This window comes from Streptomyces sp. NPDC037301 (assembly GCF_055602785.1).
In genome coordinates this window covers 504,569-521,100 of the sequence record NZ_JBVJWD010000002.1, presented here as the reverse complement: position 1 = coordinate 521,100, position 16,532 = coordinate 504,569, and the positions used below count along the sequence as shown (strand labels likewise).

At 69.5% G+C, this 16,532-nt stretch carries 9 protein-coding genes; 5 read left to right on the top strand and 4 right to left on the bottom strand.

Annotation, left to right across the window (positions count from 1 at the left end; genetic code table 11):
* Positions 1 to 49: 49 nt before the first annotated feature.
* Positions 50 to 1,072, top strand: coding sequence for an alcohol dehydrogenase (locus tag ACZ7IB_RS05670; protein WP_470909411.1), 1,023 nt, complete (start codon positions 50 to 52; stop codon positions 1,070 to 1,072).
* A gap of 31 nt (positions 1,073 to 1,103) precedes the next feature.
* Here ACZ7IB_RS05670 and ACZ7IB_RS05665 read toward each other — a convergent pair whose 3' ends face one another.
* Genes ACZ7IB_RS05665 through ACZ7IB_RS05655 form a run of 3 tightly spaced genes read right to left on the bottom strand, consistent with a single transcriptional unit; the run spans position 1,104 to position 4,886 of the window.
* Positions 1,104 to 1,427 (bottom strand): hypothetical protein, encoded by a 324-nt coding sequence (locus ACZ7IB_RS05665; protein WP_470909409.1) that lies wholly within the window; start codon positions 1,425 to 1,427, stop codon positions 1,104 to 1,106.
* 11 nt (positions 1,428 to 1,438) lie between these two features.
* Positions 1,439 to 3,799: a protein kinase family protein gene (locus ACZ7IB_RS05660; protein ID WP_470909407.1), complete on the bottom strand. Its 2,361-nt coding sequence runs from the start codon at positions 3,797 to 3,799 to the stop codon at positions 1,439 to 1,441.
* The gene (locus ACZ7IB_RS05655; RefSeq protein ID WP_470909406.1) at positions 3,750 to 4,886 is read right to left on the bottom strand and encodes a patatin-like phospholipase family protein; all 1,137 of its coding nucleotides are present in this window, start codon (positions 4,884 to 4,886) and stop codon (positions 3,750 to 3,752) included. Before ACZ7IB_RS05655 ends, ACZ7IB_RS05660 begins: the two co-directional genes overlap by 50 nt.
* A 697-nt stretch (positions 4,887 to 5,583) precedes the next feature.
* Here ACZ7IB_RS05655 and ACZ7IB_RS05650 point away from each other — a divergent pair.
* Complete coding sequence (locus ACZ7IB_RS05650) at positions 5,584 to 7,617, top strand: M4 family metallopeptidase (RefSeq protein ID WP_470909404.1); 2,034 nt, start codon at positions 5,584 to 5,586, stop codon at positions 7,615 to 7,617.
* Positions 7,618 to 7,761: 144 nt separating this feature from the next.
* On the opposite strand, the gene glgP is transcribed toward ACZ7IB_RS05650, so the two are convergent.
* Positions 7,762 to 10,365, bottom strand: coding sequence for an alpha-glucan family phosphorylase (glgP, locus tag ACZ7IB_RS05645; protein ID WP_470909402.1), 2,604 nt, complete (start codon positions 10,363 to 10,365; stop codon positions 7,762 to 7,764).
* A gap of 725 nt (positions 10,366 to 11,090) precedes the next feature.
* Here glgP and ACZ7IB_RS05640 point away from each other — a divergent pair.
* The 3 genes from ACZ7IB_RS05640 to ACZ7IB_RS05630 all read left to right on the top strand — a co-directional run bounded on the left by ACZ7IB_RS05640 (position 11,091) and on the right by ACZ7IB_RS05630 (position 16,484).
* The gene (locus ACZ7IB_RS05640) at positions 11,091 to 13,142 is read left to right on the top strand and encodes an alpha-1,4-glucan--maltose-1-phosphate maltosyltransferase (protein WP_470909400.1); all 2,052 of its coding nucleotides are present in this window, start codon (positions 11,091 to 11,093) and stop codon (positions 13,140 to 13,142) included.
* Positions 13,139 to 14,845, top strand: a complete 1,707-nt coding sequence (gene treS / locus ACZ7IB_RS05635; RefSeq protein ID WP_266357822.1) for a maltose alpha-D-glucosyltransferase — start codon at positions 13,139 to 13,141, stop codon at positions 14,843 to 14,845. The genes ACZ7IB_RS05640 and treS overlap by 4 nt, the downstream gene beginning before the upstream one ends.
* A 238-nt stretch (positions 14,846 to 15,083) precedes the next feature.
* A complete protein-coding gene (locus ACZ7IB_RS05630) occupies positions 15,084 to 16,484 on the top strand; it encodes a maltokinase N-terminal cap-like domain-containing protein (protein ID WP_470909398.1) in 1,401 nt (466 codons plus the stop codon).
* Positions 16,485 to 16,532: the final 48 nt, after the last annotated feature.

Sequence of the window (16,532 nt, the reverse complement as noted above, 5' to 3'; positions counted from 1 at the left end):
TGGTCTGCTGATTCCGGGGGCCGTCCACCCGCACTCCGGAGAGATCCAGATGAACGTCTATCGAGCCGCGCAGGTCACCGCCGCCGGCGGTCCGTTCGAGATCGTCGAGCGCGAGATGCCGCAGCCGGGCCCCTGCCACGTACGGGTGGCCGTGGATGCCTGCGGGGTCTGCCACAGTGACTCCCTCTTCGTGGACGACGCGGTTCCGGGCGTACGGTTCCCGCTGGTCCCCGGGCATGAGATCGCCGGGCGGATCGAGGAGCTCGGTGAGGGGACCCAGAACGCCTGGCAGGTGGGCGACCGCGTGGCGGTGGGCTGGTTCGGCGGCAGCTGTGGCCACTGCACACCCTGCAGGCAGGGCGACTTCGTCGTGTGCCGGAACCTGAAGGTTCCCGGATGGGCGTACGACGGGGGCTACGCCGAGACGGTGATCGCACCGTCGGACGCCCTGGCCCGGATCCCCGAAGCACTGGCGGCGACCGATGCGGCGCCCATGGCCTGCGCGGGAGTGACCACGTACAACGGGCTGCGGCGCAGCTCCGCCCGGCCGGGTGACCTGGTCGCCGTGCTCGGCATCGGCGGGCTCGGCCACCTGGGGGTGCAGTACGCGGCCGCGATGGGCTTCGAGACCGTGGCCATCGCCCGCGGAGCCGCCAAGGCCGACTTCGCCAAGGAGCTCGGCGCGCACCACTACATCGACAGCACGGCGGACACCTCCGTCGCGGACGCGCTGCAGGCCCTCGGCGGCGCCAGGGCCGTCCTGGCCACCGCCGCCAACTCCGGGGCCATCACGGCGACCGTGGAAGGGCTCGCCCCCCGCGGTGAGCTGGTGGTCATCGGCGCGGACCCCGAGCCGCTGGGAATCAGCCCGGCTCAGCTGCTCATGAGCGGCAAGGTCGTCCGGGGCCACCCGTCAGGCACCGCGCAGGACGTACAGGACACCATGGCGTTCAGCGCGCTGCACGGAATCCGCCCGATGACCGAGACCGTGCCGCTGGACGGGGCTACCGAGGCGTACCGGAAGATGATGTCCGGTGCCGCCCGCTTCCGGATGGTACTCACCACCCGCTGACGCACCCGGCTCCGCACGGGGTGGCGGCACTTCACCGCGGCCGTCGCTTCTCCTCGGTACGGGCTCCGCTCCCCGCTCCGTCGGCCGGTACGGAGCCCGTACCCCGGAGCAGGGCGACGGAGAGAACGGCGGCACCGGCCATCGCGACTGCGGCACCGGCCGCGGCCATGTTCATGCAGTGGGTGAAGGCCCGGAAAGCGGCGGAGAGCACCGTTTCCCGCAGCTGGTACGGAAGCTGCCGGGCCACCGCGACCGCGCCTGACAGGGTCTCCCGCGCGGCGTCGGGTACGGCAGGCACCGTACTGCTCATGCCCCGGCCGTACACGGCGGCGCCGACCGAACCGAGCAGCGCCATCCCCAGGGCGCCTACCGGCACCGGGCCACGCGTTCGGCGGCCAGAGAGGTGCGGACCATCGCCACCCGTACCGCCGGGCCTCCTATGCCGCACTTGATGACGTAGAAGAGGAAGATATTGGTCGAGGTCACGGCAAGCGCGTACACGTAGGCGTCGTGAAGTATCTCCAGGTACAGGAAGGTGCCGATGGTGAGCACGGCCGTGGCGTAGAAGAGCGAGGTCGGCACCCACTGGGTAAGCGCGGAGAGCCCGGTGATCTTGCCGTCCTCACCCGGGACCGTACTGAGGCCGAGCCGGCGCGAACGGGCGATGACGGCACGGACGTAGGCGAGGACCAGGAAGTTCGCGAGACAGGTCAGGCACTGCCCGATCGCGGAGTTGAGGGGCCACCAGCGGGGTTCGACGAGGGTGATCGCCAGGACGAGCAGGCAGGGCACGACGGCCATGGCCCGCATGACCACCTCGGCCGCCAGGGCCAGTCGGCTCAGCCCGCCGGCCCGCCGTCCGATGGTGAGCGGTGTGAGGCCGGAGAACAGGGTCTGGTAGTACTTCGGCGCCGCGATGGCGTAGGAGAGCCCGACCATCCGGGCCGGGAGGTTGGCCCGCCAGTCCGGCAGTTGATAGTCGGCGTGCCGCCATGAGTCGACGATCGGGAGCCCGTCGCTGCCGCCGTCGAGGTGCTGCACCAGTTCCACCAGCTTGTTGCCCCAGTCGAGCTCGAAGTCTCGCAGCAGCCAGGTGATGACGGTGGTGTTCGTCACCGCCCAGATCAGGGCGGACACCATCGACCAGACGAGCAGCCAGGTGGCGAAGGGTCTGCGGTGTGCATCGGGGCGGACGCTCTGCTGCCGGTACATCCGCCACAGCCGCCACTCCCGGCCCGGGTCCCCGGACAGGGGGCGCAGCAGCCCCGGCAGCGCCCGCCAGCCGGTCTCGGTCCGCAGATCGGACTCGCCGTTCTCGGCGGCCTGTGCCATCTCCAGTTCGGCAAGAAAAGCGCTCTTCAACTCGCTGAAGGAGAAAGTATGTTCCGTGCCGGTGGTGAATACGAGCAGTCGGCGCGCCGGGTCGGCGTCGATCAGGTCCTCGATGAAGCGCGCCAGTTGCACGGCGCGCATGTAGAAGATGTCCGGGACGACGCCGTCGGTGTCGGCGCGGCCGGCGCCGAAGAGGATCAGCAGTCGGCCGAGCGAGTAGAGGTCGGCGCGGGCGATCTCGCTGTCGCCGGCCCTGACCTCCGGGGCGATGCAGGAGGACTCGATGCCGGAGGTGCCGGTGATGGTGTGGGTGTAGAGGTAGTTGCGTCCGAGGTCGATGAGTCTGAACGCGCCGTCGGTTTCGGACACGATGATGTTGGACGGGGAGAGGTCGGCGTGCACGCCCTTGAGGCGGCCGTGCACGGGGGCGTCCCGTGCGATGCGTTGCAGATCCTCCAGCGCCTCGAAGAGCAGCACCCCTTTCTCCTGGAGCCGGTCAAGCCGGAGCGAGAGCGCCCGGCCCGTACCGGCCGTGTGCGGATCCCACTCCTCGCGGAGGATTTCCGCGAGCGTCCTGCCCTCGATGAAGTCCATCAGGATCCAGCTGTCGAAGCTGGCCCAGACGCGCACCAGGTGCCGTGAGCCGATGTCGGCGGTGCCGTACGTCTCGGCGTACTCGCGCGTGGCGCGGGTGAGGGTCGGGATCCTGGTGAACGGGTACAGGATCAGCTTGAGGGCGAACTCCGGGCGGGTGCCGTGCACGGCGCCCGCCGTGGTGCCGCGCAGGATCACCGAGGTGCTGCCGTGCCGGTGGAACCGCAACTCCCGTCGCATCGCCTGCCATTCGCGCTCGGCGGGCTCCATGGCCGCGTCCGCGCGACGCCGTCCGGGGCGAGACCCCGGGTGGTAGATCTCGGCGACGGCCTCCGCGACCGCCTCCTCCGCGACGAGCACGTCGCAGACGGCGCCGCAGTCGTGTGTCAGGGCCCGGCCGTCGCCGTGGCCGGGGCCGGGCGGAGGCTGCGGGAGCGAGCGCTGGGCCTCGGATTCGGCAAGGCCCAGCAGGGTCAGCAGGTACAGGCCGGCGAAGCCGAAAAGTTCGGCCTGGCCCGCCCGGCGTCGTTCGCTCTGCGCGCGGTGGCCCAGGCACCAGGCGGTCAGGCCGGTAATCGTGTCCCGTCGGCCGCCGGGCCCGAATCGGTCGTCGAAGGAGCGCTCGTCCAGCGGAATGTCCTGCAGCAGGCGCCGCCACGAGGTGAGGCGGCGGGCCCGTTGCCGGGCGGTCTCCGATGCGCCGTCGGCGGGCAGTTGCAGCAGGTCCCGTAACCGTGCCAGGTGCCGTTCGCTATGCCCCGTCAGCTCGCGCAGTGCCGCGACCAGCAGGTCCGGTGTCACGCCTCGGTTCTCCATTCGCGGTGTCCACCACCATCAGTCTCGGCATGGTTCGGATGCTTCCGTGGCGGATCAGCTCGACGGACCGCCTCTCGGTGGCGCAGAAGGCGATCCCGTACGCCATGCGCGCACTGTCGAGGAGCCGGCGCTGGTTCAGCTCGTGCCGCTTGAGTTCGGGCATCCAGGGCAGCGGCGCCAGATCGAGGACGTACGGCGCGCCGGCCTCCGGGGCCGTACGCATCCGGCGCAGCCAGTCCTGGTCCGTGTGTTTCCGGCGGATCGCCGCCAGGTAGCCGTGGCCGAGACCGGTGCGCATCCGCTCCAGGTGCAGGCAGGTGAGGCGGTGCAGCAGGGAGATCTCACCGGCGGTCGACCGCATCGGGCGGGTGCTGAGGGAGAGGATGTGCGTGCAGCCGTCGTCGATCGCGAGCCGGAACGGCAGGGCAGTGAGCACCCCACCGTCGACGGCGCGCCGTCCGTCGGGCGTCGGGACCGTGCCGGGCAGCGCGATGGGCAGCCAGGCGGAGGCGCGCAGCGCGGCCTTGAGGTCCTGGCGGGAGGTGAAGTCCCGCAGCACGACGGTCCGCAGGGCGTCGACGTCGGTGACCGGCACGGCCAGCGGTATCGGCGACCTGATGACCGCCTCGTAGTCGAGGGGCTTGACCCGTTCCATGACGCGGTCGAAGGAGTACGACAGGTCCAGGATCGGGCGCCGCCGCAACACCCGGGAGAAGTCGACGAACTGTTTGGTCGCCAGGTCGTCGTAGTAGATCGACAGCGGATACCAGGTCTGCCCGGCAAGGAAGTAGGCGCCGTTGATGCCGCCCGATGAGCAGCCGTACACCACGTCGAAGGCGTTCTGGTAGCCGTAGTCCTCCAGTTGGGACAGCATCGCCGCGGAGATCACCCCTCGCATGCCGCCGCCCTCCACGGCGAGGGCCACTCTGGCCCCGTCGTCACGCCGCCCCGGCAGGCTCCCGGAGGCGCGCCGGGCGCGCAGGATCTCCAGAACGGGGTGGGCCGGATCCCAGTACTCGGCCCCGCTCCCGGCATCACGCACCCGCATGGCACCACCCCCCGGCTGGACCATGCCCAGGTTCTCCCGCCATCACACGCCACGGCGGTACCGCGCGCAGAGTGCCTGGCGGCGATACGGGAGACCGTCCGCGAAAGTCCCGTCCCCCGAGGTGTGTCGAGGAGCGGGGCTTTCTGCTTGCTTCCGTCCGTAGCGCCGGATGACCGCGCCGGATGACCGCACCCCGCGACCGACGGGGCACAGGACATGGGGCCTGAAGTCACCGTCCGGTGACTCCGGTCGTGTACAGGCACCACCCGCGGCGCCCCGTACGCACCACTCGCGCGCGCCCAAGGGCCGTACGCGCACCGCAACAACCTCCGGCACCGAACCTCGGGCGGTACAAGGCACCGGGCCGAGCCGTCCAACCTCGAGTAAAGGGAAAGAAATCAGCCACATCCCATCACCATCTCGGCCAGCGGCGACCACCCGACACCGGACCCGCTGTTCGAATACGGCCGATTCGGGCCCGCCCCGCCCCTCTCCCCGAATTCCGGCCGCGCGGACCTCCTACGACATCGCGATGGCGATCGGCGAAACGTCCGCTTAACGAACATGACCTTTCCGGCAACGAACGAGTTCCGGCCAAGTTGTTGACGCGGTCCTGACAGGAACGGCTTCCGGCTGACACTCTTCACCCCGTTCCGCGCACTTCTCGTTCTTCCCGTCGGCTCACCCTGCCGCCGGTACCCCCCTCGCAGAAGGAGTCCGCGTGAGATCCACGCCCAGCCGTCGTGCCACCGCGACCGGCGCTCTGATAGCCGCAGCAGCCCTCCTCGCCGTCGGAGTCCAGACCGGTACGGCCACTGCCACTCCCGGCAGCGCCACCGCGGCGGTACCGGCGGCCGCCGGCGCCGACCACGGTGCCCTGGCCAAGCAGCTCACCCCGTCCAAGCGCGCCGAGCTGATCCGCGAGGCCGACGCGACCAAGGCGGCCACGGCCAAGGAGCTCGGTCTCGGCTCTCAGGAGAAGCTCGTCGTCAAGGACGTCATCCAGGACAACGACGGCACCACGCACACGCGTTACGAACGCACCTTCGCCGGACTTCCGGTGCTCGGTGGCGACCTTGTCGTCCAGGAGACCAAGTCCGGGGCGACCGAGAGCGTCACCAAGGCGTCCAAGGTCACCAGCGGCCAGCTGAAGGCCGTCGACACGACGGCCGATGTCGCGCCCGCCGTCGCCGAGAAGCAGGCACTCGGGCTCGCCAAGGCCGACGGCTCCAAGAAGACCGAGGCCGACCGGGCACCCCGCAAGGTGGTCTGGATGGCGCAGGGCAAGCCGCAGCTCGCCTACGAGACCGTCGTCGGCGGGCTCCAGGAGGACGGCACCCCGAACCAGCTGCACGTCATCACCGACGCCACCACCGGCGCGAAGCTGTACGAGTGGCAGGGCATCGAGAACGGCACCGGGAACACCGAGTACAGCGGCCAGGTCACCCTCGGCACCGCACCGTCGTACACGCTGACCGACACGGGCCGCGGCAACCACAAGACGTACAACCTGAACCACGGCTCCTCCGGCACCGGGACGCTGTTCTCCAAGTCCACCGACGTCTGGGGCGACGGCACCCCGCAGAACGCCGAGACCGCCGGCGCGGACGCGCACTACGGCGCGGCCGAGACCTGGGACTACTACAAGAACGTGCAGGGCCGCACCGGTATCCGGGGCGACGGCGTCGGTGCGTACTCCCGCGTGCACTACGGCAACAACTACGTCAACGCCTTCTGGGACGACAGCTGCTTCTGCATGACGTACGGCGACGGCAGCGGCAACGCGAACCCGCTGACCTCCCTCGACGTGGCGGCGCACGAGATGACGCACGGTGTCACCTCCGCCACCGCCGACCTGGTCTACAGCGGTGAGTCCGGTGGCCTCAACGAGGCGACCAGTGACATCTTCGCCACCGCGGTCGAGTTCTACGCCAACAACGCCACCGACAAGGGCGACTACCTCATCGGTGAGAAGATCGACATCAACGGCGACGGCACCCCGCTGCGCTACCAGGACAAGCCCAGCAAGGACGGCGCGTCCAAGGACTCGTGGTACTCGGGCATCGGCAACGTCGACGTCCACTACTCCTCGGGCCCGGCGAACCACTTCTTCTACCTGCTCTCCGAGGGCAGCGGCGCCAAGGTCATCGACGGCGTCTCGTACGACTCCCCGACCTCCGACGGTCTGCCGGTGACCGGCATCGGCCGCGACAAGGCCGCCCTGATCTGGTTCAAGGCGCTCACCACCAAGTTCACCTCCACGACGAACTACGCGGCGGCCCGCACCGGCACCCTCGCCGCGGCCGGTGAGCTGTACGGCACGACCAGCGCCGAGTACAAGTCCGTCGCCGACGCCTGGGCCGGCATCAACGTCGGCCAGCGCCCCGGTGGCGGCACCGACCCCGGCGGCACGGTCTTCGAGAACACCACCGCCGTCGCCATCCCGGACGGCGGCTCGGCCGTCACCAGCTCGGTCAACGTCACCGGCCGCACGGGCAACGCGCCCAGCACCCTCAAGGTCGGCGTGGACATCACCCACACCTGGCGCGGTGACCTGGTCATCGACCTCGTCGCCCCGGACGGCACGGCCTACCGGCTGAAGAACTCCTCGGCCGGCGACTCGGCGGACAACGTCCAGACGACCTACACGGTCAACGCCTCGTCCGAGGTGGCCAACGGCACCTGGAAGCTGAAGGTCCAGGACGTCTACTCGGGTGACACCGGAAAGATCAACAGCTTCAAGCTGACCTTCTGAACCCGGAGCCGGACCTGATCCGGCACAGCCGCCCGGGAGGAGCGCACGCTCCTCCCGGGCGGTTTCCTGTTCGCGGCAGGCTCGGGCCAGTTGTGACGATCCCCAGAAACCGCCCGCGGGTGCCGGGCCCCACAGGACGGTACGTCAGCGCATCAGCAGACCCGCGCCGTCACCCATCGACTCCGTGGGCAGTGCCACCAGGCCGAGTTCCGCGCTGGTCGCCAGCAGCGGATGTGCGGGAAGCACCCGCACCGTGTAGCCGTACGGCCCGGTGCGATCGAGGGCCAGCGGACCGTCGTACAGCCAGCGGCCCTCCAGGTCCTGGCCCCCGGCGGGCTTCAGCGGGAAGACCTGGGCGTCCGAGATCCCGTCGGCGGCGTCCACCCGGCCGGCCACCGCCTGGACCTCCACATCGGCCGGCTCCAGCACCCCGAGGGCGATCCGCACCCGCAGCACCAGCGTCGACCCCAGCTCGGCCGAGCCGCCCGCCGTGTTGGGCGCCACGGCCTCCACGTGGTCGACGGCTACGCGCGGCCAGGCGGCGCGGACCCTGGCCTTCCAGTCGGCGAGCTGCCGGGCCGTACCGGGATCCAGCGCACGCTGGGCGATCGCGGCGGGCGCGTACAGCCGCTCCACATACTCGGACACCATGCGACCTGCCAGAACCTTGGGCCCGAGGGTGCCCAGCGTGCGGCGGACCATCTCGATCCAGCGCTCGGGGAGCCCTTCGCCGCCCCGGTCGTAGAAGCGCGGCGCGACCCTGTCCTCGATCAGCTCGTAGAGGGCGCCCGCCTCCAGATCGTCACGGCGGTCCTCGTCCATGGCCAGACCGTCGGCCGTCGGGATCGCCCATCCGAAGTCCGGCTCGAACCACTCGTCCCACCAGCCGTCGAGGACCGAGAGATTGAGGCAGCCGTTGAGCGCGGCCTTCATGCCGCTCGTACCACAGGCCTCCAGGGGGCGCAGCGGGTTGTTGAGCCAGACGTCGCAGCCCGGGTAGAGCTTCTGCGCCATGGCCATCCCGTAGTCCGGCAGGAACACGATGCGATGGCGCACCCGGGGATCGTCGGAGAACCGCACCAGCTCCCGCACCAGCCGCTTTCCGCTGTCGTCGGCGGGGTGGGCCTTGCCGGCGACGACGATCTGGATCGGGCGGGTCGGGTGGAGCAGCAGTTCCCTCAGCCGGTCGCGGTCGCGCAGCATCAGCGTCAGCCGCTTGTACGAGGGCACTCGCCGGGCGAAGCCGATCGTCAGCACGTCCGGGTCCAGCACGCTGTCGATCCAGCCGAGTTCGGCCGCTTCCGCGCCCCGGGTGCGCCATGAGGCGTAGAGCCGCTCGCGCACCTCGGTGACCAGCTGTCCGCGCAGGGCCCGCCGCAGGTCCCAGAGTTCCCGGTCCGGGACGTCGGCGGCGGAGTCCCAGCGTCCGGGAGTGCCGCCGTATCCCTTGCGCAGCCGGAGGATCTCGGGCGCGACCCAGGTGGGTGCGTGGACCCCGTTGGTAACCGAGGTGATCGGCACCTCCGCGGCGTCGAAGCCCGGCCACAGCCCGGCGAACATCTCGCGGCTGACCGACCCGTGGAGGGTGGAGACCCCGTTGGCCCGCTGGGCGAGCCGCAGCCCCATCACCGCCATGTTGAAGAGCTCGGGCTCACCGCCGGGGTGGGTCTCCATGCCCAGTTGCAGGATGCGTTCGACGCCCACTCCCGGGAGTTCGCCGTCGTCCCCGAAGTGCCGGGCGACGAGTTCGCGGTCGAACCGGTCGATCCCGGCGGGCACGGGCGTGTGGGTGGTGAAGACCGTGCCGGCCCGCACGGACTCCACCGCGGAGTCGAAGTCCAGTCCGGTGCCGGAGAGTTCACGGATCCGTTCGAGTCCGAGGAAACCGGCGTGCCCCTCGTTGGTGTGGAACACCTCGGGCGCCGGATGCCCCGTGAGGCGGCAGTACGTCCGCACGGCCCGTACGCCGCCGATGCCGAGGAGCATCTCCTGCAGCAGCCGGTGCTCGCTGCCGCCGCCGTACAGCCGGTCGGTCACCTCGCGTTCGCCCGGCGCGTTCTCCTCCACGTCGGAGTCGAGCATCAGCAGCGGTACGCGTCCCACCTGGGCCTGCCAGATGTGGGCGTGCAGCGAACGGCCACCGGGAAGGGCGAGGACCACCCGGCACGGGGTTCCGTCGGCTTCGCGGATCAGGGTGAGCGGCAGCTCGTTCGGATCGAGTACGGGATAGTGCTCCTGCTGCCAGCCGTCGCGGGACAGGCTCTGGCGGAAGTAGCCGTGCCGGTAGAGCAGGCCGACCGCGATGAGGGGAACGCCCAGATCACTGGAGGCCTTGAGATGGTCGCCGGCGAGGATACCGAGCCCGCCGGAGTACTGGGGCAGTGCGGCGGTCACACCGAACTCGGGTGAGAAGTAGGCAACGGCGGCCGGCAGCTCCGCTCCCTGGGCCAGCTGCTCCTGATACCACCTGGGACCGTCCAGGTAGTCCCGGAGGTCTGCGGACACCTCGGCCAGCCGGTGCAGGAACTGCTGGTCCAGGGCCAGCGCGGCGAGTCGCCCGGCGGATACGGCACCGAGCAGCCGCACGGGGTCGCATTCCGCCGTCCGCCGGATCTCCGGGTCGACGGCCTGGAAGAGCTCACGGGTCTCGGTGTGCCAGGACCAGCGCAGATTGCGGGCGAGGTCGCTGAGTGGTTGAAGGGGATCGGGGAGGACGGGACGCACGGTGAATCGACGAATGGCCTTCACGTATTCCACCTTTACAGGGGACGTACGAATCCGAGGGGACGCACCACGGTGTGCGCCACTTCGTCACCCTCGACGTCAACGGTGGGCCGTACGCCGCAGCCACGGCGCGCGACCGGCTCACAGCGCGTGCAGCCGACCGGGTCGCCCGCCCCGTTTCCGCCCCGTGGCGATCTCCCGCCTCATCCGCCTCCGGGACCCCGAACGGCCGGTCCAGACACATCCGCCGCATAGGTAATGGCCGATTCCATCCCCTCACTCGGTCTTGTGGCACTTCACACCAAGGGGAAAGCTGCCCAGTGGCGTCCGGAGAGACGTCGGCGAGCCCCGTACACGCGGGGCGGCGCTCGGCGCATTCAGGTCGTCACAGATACGCCCGAGTAGTTAACACAGCACCGGATTGGCCCCCCGAGAAGCATGGGAAGGCTTCTCCGGTACACAGCCCGAGTCCATCCCGGGACCACGCGAATGCCGCCCGAATGCAGCACGAATGCGAGGCACCTGCGGGACCGGTGTTCAGCCGGTTTACATCCGCGCAACACATCCGCACCCCAGCTATTCGAGTGCCATTCGAGTGAATGCGGACAGGAGCGGCCATGCCCACACCCCATCAGCCGTCAACGGAGCAGCTAGAAAGGACGGACCCCATCGGTCGCGGTGCGCGCATTTCGCCCTCCGCGGCCGCAGCGCGCCCCGTTCAGCCCGAGCCTCAGTCCCCAGGTGATTCCATGATCGGTCGCATTCCCGTCCTCGACGTCCGTCCCCTCGTCGACTGCGGCAGAAGGCCCGCCAAGGCCGTTACCGGAGAGACCTTCCAGGTCACCGCGACCGTCTTCCGCGAGGGTCATGACGCCGTCGCCGCCAATGTGGTCCTGCTGGATCCGAGCGGGCGCCCCGGCCCCTGGACGCCGATGCGCGAGCTCGCCCCCGGCACCGACCGCTGGGGCGCCGATGTCACCCCGGTCTCCGAGGGCCGCTGGACGTATACGGTCGAGGCCTGGAGCGACCCGGTCACCACCTGGCGACAACACGCCCTGATCAAGATCCCGGCGGGGATCGACACCGCGCTCGTCCTGGCGGAGGGCGCCGAGCTGTACGAGCGGGCCGCCGCGGGCGTACCCAAGCGGGACGGGCGCGAGGCGGTGCTGGACGCGGCCGACGCACTGCGTGACCGGTCCCGCCCTGCCGCCGCCCGGCTCGCCGCGGCGCTGGTCCCCGAGGCACAGGCCGCACTCGACCGTCACCCGCTGCGCGAACTGGTCACCGCATCCCGCCCGCTTCCTCTGCTGGTCGAGCGCCGACGGGCCCTGTTCGGCTCCTGGTACGAGCTGTTCCCCCGCTCGGAGGGCGCCAGGGTCGAACCGGCCGAACCGGCCAGGGCGAAGAAGAGGGGCAGGGCGGGGAAGCCGGGAAAGGCGGCGGAACAGCCGGCGAGGATCATCAGCGGCACCTTCCGTACGGCTGCCGAGCGGCTTCCCGCGGTCGCCGCCATGGGTTTCGACGTCGTCTATCTCCCGCCCGTCCACCCCATCGGAACCACCCACCGCAAGGGCCCCAACAACTCGCTGTCCCCCGCTCCCCACGACGTGGGCGTGCCCTGGGCGATCGGCTCGGCCGAGGGCGGTCACGACGCGGTCCATCCCGAGCTGGGCACCCTCGACGACTTCGATCATTTCGTCGAGACCGCCCGCACCCTGCGCATGGAGATCGCGCTGGATTTCGCACTCCAGTGTTCTCCCGACCATCCCTGGGTCGAGAAACACCCCGAGTGGTTCCACCATCGCGCCGACGGCACCATCGCCTACGCCGAGAATCCGCCGAAGAAATACCAGGACATCTATCCGATCGCCTTCGACAAGGATCTGCGCGGCCTGGTCACGGAGACGTTGCACATTCTGCGCTTCTGGATGGATCACGGGGTACGGATCTTCCGCGTCGACAATCCGCACACCAAACCGGTGATCTTCTGGGAGAAGGTGATCGCCGATATCAACCGGACCGACCCGGATGTGATCTTCCTGGCCGAGGCATTCACCCGGCCCGCAATGATGAAGACGCTCGCCGCCATCGGTTTCCAGCAGTCGTACACGTATTTCACCTGGCGCAACACCAGGCAGGAAATCACCGAGTACATCACGGAGCTGTCGGGCGAATCCGCCTCCTGCATGCGGCCCAACTTCTTCGTGAACACCCCGGACATCCTGCCGGGTTACCTCCAGGACGGGGGCCGTCCGGCCTTCGAGGCGCGGGCCGTTCTCGCCGCGACGCTCTCCCCGACCTGGGGCGTGTACGCGGGGTACGAACTGTGCGAGAACACCCCGATCCGGCCTGGCAGCGAGGAGTACATCAACTCGGAGAAGTACGAAATCCGGCCCAGGGACTGGGAGTCGGCCGAGCGCGAAGGCCGTTCGCTGGCTCCGCTCATCACTTCGCTCAACCGCATCAGGCGCCGCCACCCGGCGTTGCAGCAGCTGCGCGATGTGCACTTCCACTCCGCGGACAACGACGCGTTGATCGCGTACAGCAAGCGTTCGGGTTCGAACATCGTTCTGGTGGTCGTCAACCTCGACCCGCACCACACCCAGGAGGCCACGGTCTCGTTGGACATGCCGCAACTCGGCCTCGACTGGCACGAGAGCGTGCCGGTGCGCGACGAGCTCACCGGCGACACCTATCACTGGGGCAGGACCTTCTATGTGCGTCTGGAGCCGGGCGTCACGCCCGCGCACATCGTCGTCCTGCGACCGTCCCCGCCGACCGGAGGGTCACCCACACCATGATCGTCAATGAGCCCGTCCACGACCTGTTCGAGGACACCCCGGCCAAGGACCGCGATCCCGACTGGTTCAAGCGCGCCGTCTTCTACGAGGTCCTCGTCCGGTCCTTCCAGGACTCCAACGGCGACGGCATCGGCGACCTCAAGGGCATCACCGCCAAGCTGGACTATCTGCAGTGGCTGGGCGTCGACTGCCTCTGGCTGCCGCCGTTCTTCAAGTCACCGCTGCGCGACGGCGGCTACGACGTGTCCGACTACACCGCCGTGCTGCCGGAGTTCGGCGATCTCGCCGACTTCGTGGAGTTCGTCGACGCCGCGCACCAGCGCGGGATGCGCGTGATCATCGACTTCGTCATGAACCACACGAGCGATCAGCACGACTGGTTCCAGCAGTCCCGCACCGACCCGGAAGGGCCGTACGGCGACTACTACGTCTGGGCCGACGACGACAAGCAGTTCCCCGACGCCCGGATCATCTTCGTCGACACGGAGACGTCCAACTGGACCTTCGACCCGGTGCGCAAGCAGTACTACTGGCACCGGTTCTTCTCCCACCAGCCCGATCTCAACTACGAGAACCCGGCGGTGCAGGAGGAGATCATCTCCGCACTGCGCTTCTGGCTGGACCTCGGCATCGACGGATTCCGCGTGGACGCCGTTCCGTATCTCTACCAGCGGGAGGGCACCAACTGCGAGAACCTCCCGGAGACGCACGACTTCCTCAAGCGGGTACGCAAGGAGATCGACGCGAACTACCCGGACACCGTGCTGCTCGCCGAGGCCAATCAGTGGCCGGAGGATGTCGTCGACTACTTCGGCGAGTTCCAGGCCGGCGGCGACGAGTGCCACATGGCATTCCACTTCCCTGTGATGCCACGGATCTTCATGGCCGTCCGGCGCGAGAGCCGCTACCCGGTCTCCGAAATCCTGGCGAAGACACCGGCGATCCCGAAGAACTGTCAGTGGGGAATCTTCCTGCGCAACCACGACGAGCTCACCCTCGAAATGGTCACGGACGAAGAACGCGACTACATGTACGCGGAGTACGCCAAGGATCCACGGATGCGGGCCAACATCGGTATCCGGCGGCGGCTGGCACCCCTGCTGGACAACGACCGCAACCAGATCGAGCTGTTCACGGCGCTGCTGCTGTCCCTGCCCGGCTCCCCGATCCTCTACTACGGGGACGAGATCGGCATGGGCGACAACATCTGGCTGGGCGACCGGGATGCCGTACGCACTCCGATGCAGTGGACTCCCGACCGGAACGCCGGGTTCTCCTCCAGTGATCCCGGGCGGCTCTACCTCCCCACGATCATGGATCCGGTCTACGGCTACCAAGTCACCAATGTCGAGGCGGCGATGGCCTCCCCGTCGTCGCTGCTGCACTGGACGCGGCGGATGATCGAGATCCGTAAGCAGAACCACGCCTTCGGTCTCGGCTCGTTCAACGAACTGCCGTCGTCGAACCCCGCCGTGCTCGCCTTCACCCGGGAGCACGGGGACGATCTCGTGCTGTGCGTGCACAACTTCTCGCGGTTCGCACAGCCGACGGAGCTGGATCTGCGGTCGTTCACCGGGCGTCATCCGGTGGAGCTGATCGGCGGGGTGCGCTTCCCCGCCATCGGTCAGTGGCCCTACCTGCTGACTCTCGCGGGACACGGGTTCTACTGGTTCCGGTTGCGCAAGGACGTGCCGCCGAGCTGACCCGGCGTCACTGCGCACCACCAACCGCGGGGCGGTTTCCGCCGCCCCGCACGGGGCACTCTCACCCACATCGAACACTTCCGGTCCCTTCCGGGTCCCATCTGGCGTTTCGATCCCTTCGAGTCGAGTCCGTACGGACCATCCTGACCCGACACGTCCCGCACAGCCGGACAGCTATTGCCGCAATCCGGGACACTCTTCGCATCCTGTGGTGTGCCCGGGGAAAGGACGCGATGCCATGTCGGAGGCTGCATCCACTCGGGTCGACCTGGCTGACAGCACAGCCCTGCTCCCGTCTCTCGCCCCCCTGCTGCACGAATGGCTGCCCCGGCAGCGGTGGTTCGCGGGCAAGGGCCGGCCGATCACCGCGTTCTCGCTGGTGTCGGCGACCGAGATACTGCCGGTGGGCACCGGTTCCGTCGGCACCCGCACCGGGACCGGGCTGCTCCATCTGCTGGTCCGGGTCCACCAGCCCTCCATGCCCGCGCAGTCGCCGGACGACTGCTACCAACTGCTGCTCGGCGTAAGGTCCGCGCTGCCGCCACTGCTGGCGCCCGCACTCATCGGCCATGTGGCCAAAGGACCGCTCGCCGGCCGCACCGTCTACGAGGGGCTGCACGACCCGCGCCTGGCCGAACTCCTGCTGGAACGGTTCCGTACCCCCGGCACCCTCGGCGCCCTGCGCTTCGATGGGGGCGGCGCCCCCATCGCCGCGGGGCTGGCGCCGCGCGTGCTCGACACCGAGCAGTCCAACACCTCGCTCGTCTACGGCAATGCCTACATCCTCAAGATCTTCCGCCGGATCTTCCCGGGCACCAACCCCGATCTGGAGCTGCCGCTCGCGCTCGCGCGCGAGGGCTGCGGACGGGTGCCCGCCCCCGTCGCCTGGTTCGAAGCCACCGCCCCGGGGCCGTTCACCCTCGGCGTCCTTCAGCCGTTCCTGCGCGGCGCACAGGACGGCTGGCAGCTCGCCCTGCGGGCCCTCGCCTCGGGCCACGACTTCACCGTCGAGGCCCACGCGCTCGGCAGGGCCACCGCCGAGGTGCACACCGCGCTCGCCACTGCCCTGCCGACGCCTGCCCTGCGCCGCTCCCAGACCGAGCATCTCGCCGCCGCGATGGTGCAGCGGCTGGAAGCCGCCGCGCAGGCGGTACCGGCGCTCGTGCCGTACGTCCCCGGGCTGCGTACCGCCTTCGACGCGGTGGCCGCACTGGGTCACCGGGGCCGCAACTGGGCCGCCCAGCGGGTCCACGGCGATCTTCATCTGGGCCAGACGCTGCGCGCGGCCGACGGTTTCTGGTCACTGATCGACTTCGAGGGCGAACCGGCCAGACCACTGCCCGAGCGCCGCCGTCCGCAGCCACCGGTACGCGACATCGCCGGCATGCTCCGCTCCTTCGACTACGCGGCCCGCTCGCACCGCCCGTGGAACGCCGAATGGGCGGCACGCTGCCGGACCGCCTACTGCGAGGGGTATGCCAAGGCCTCGGGCGCCGACCCGCGCAGCGAACCGGAGCTCTTGCGCGCCCACGAGACCGACAAGGCGGTGTACGAGGTGCTGTACGAGGCACGGCACCGGCCCGACTGGCTTCCGGTTCCGATGGCGGCGATCCAGCGGCTGGCCGCCGTCGCCGACTGACGGCCCGGGTGCCGTCGGCCGTCGGCGGACCCGCCGTCGTCGCACCCG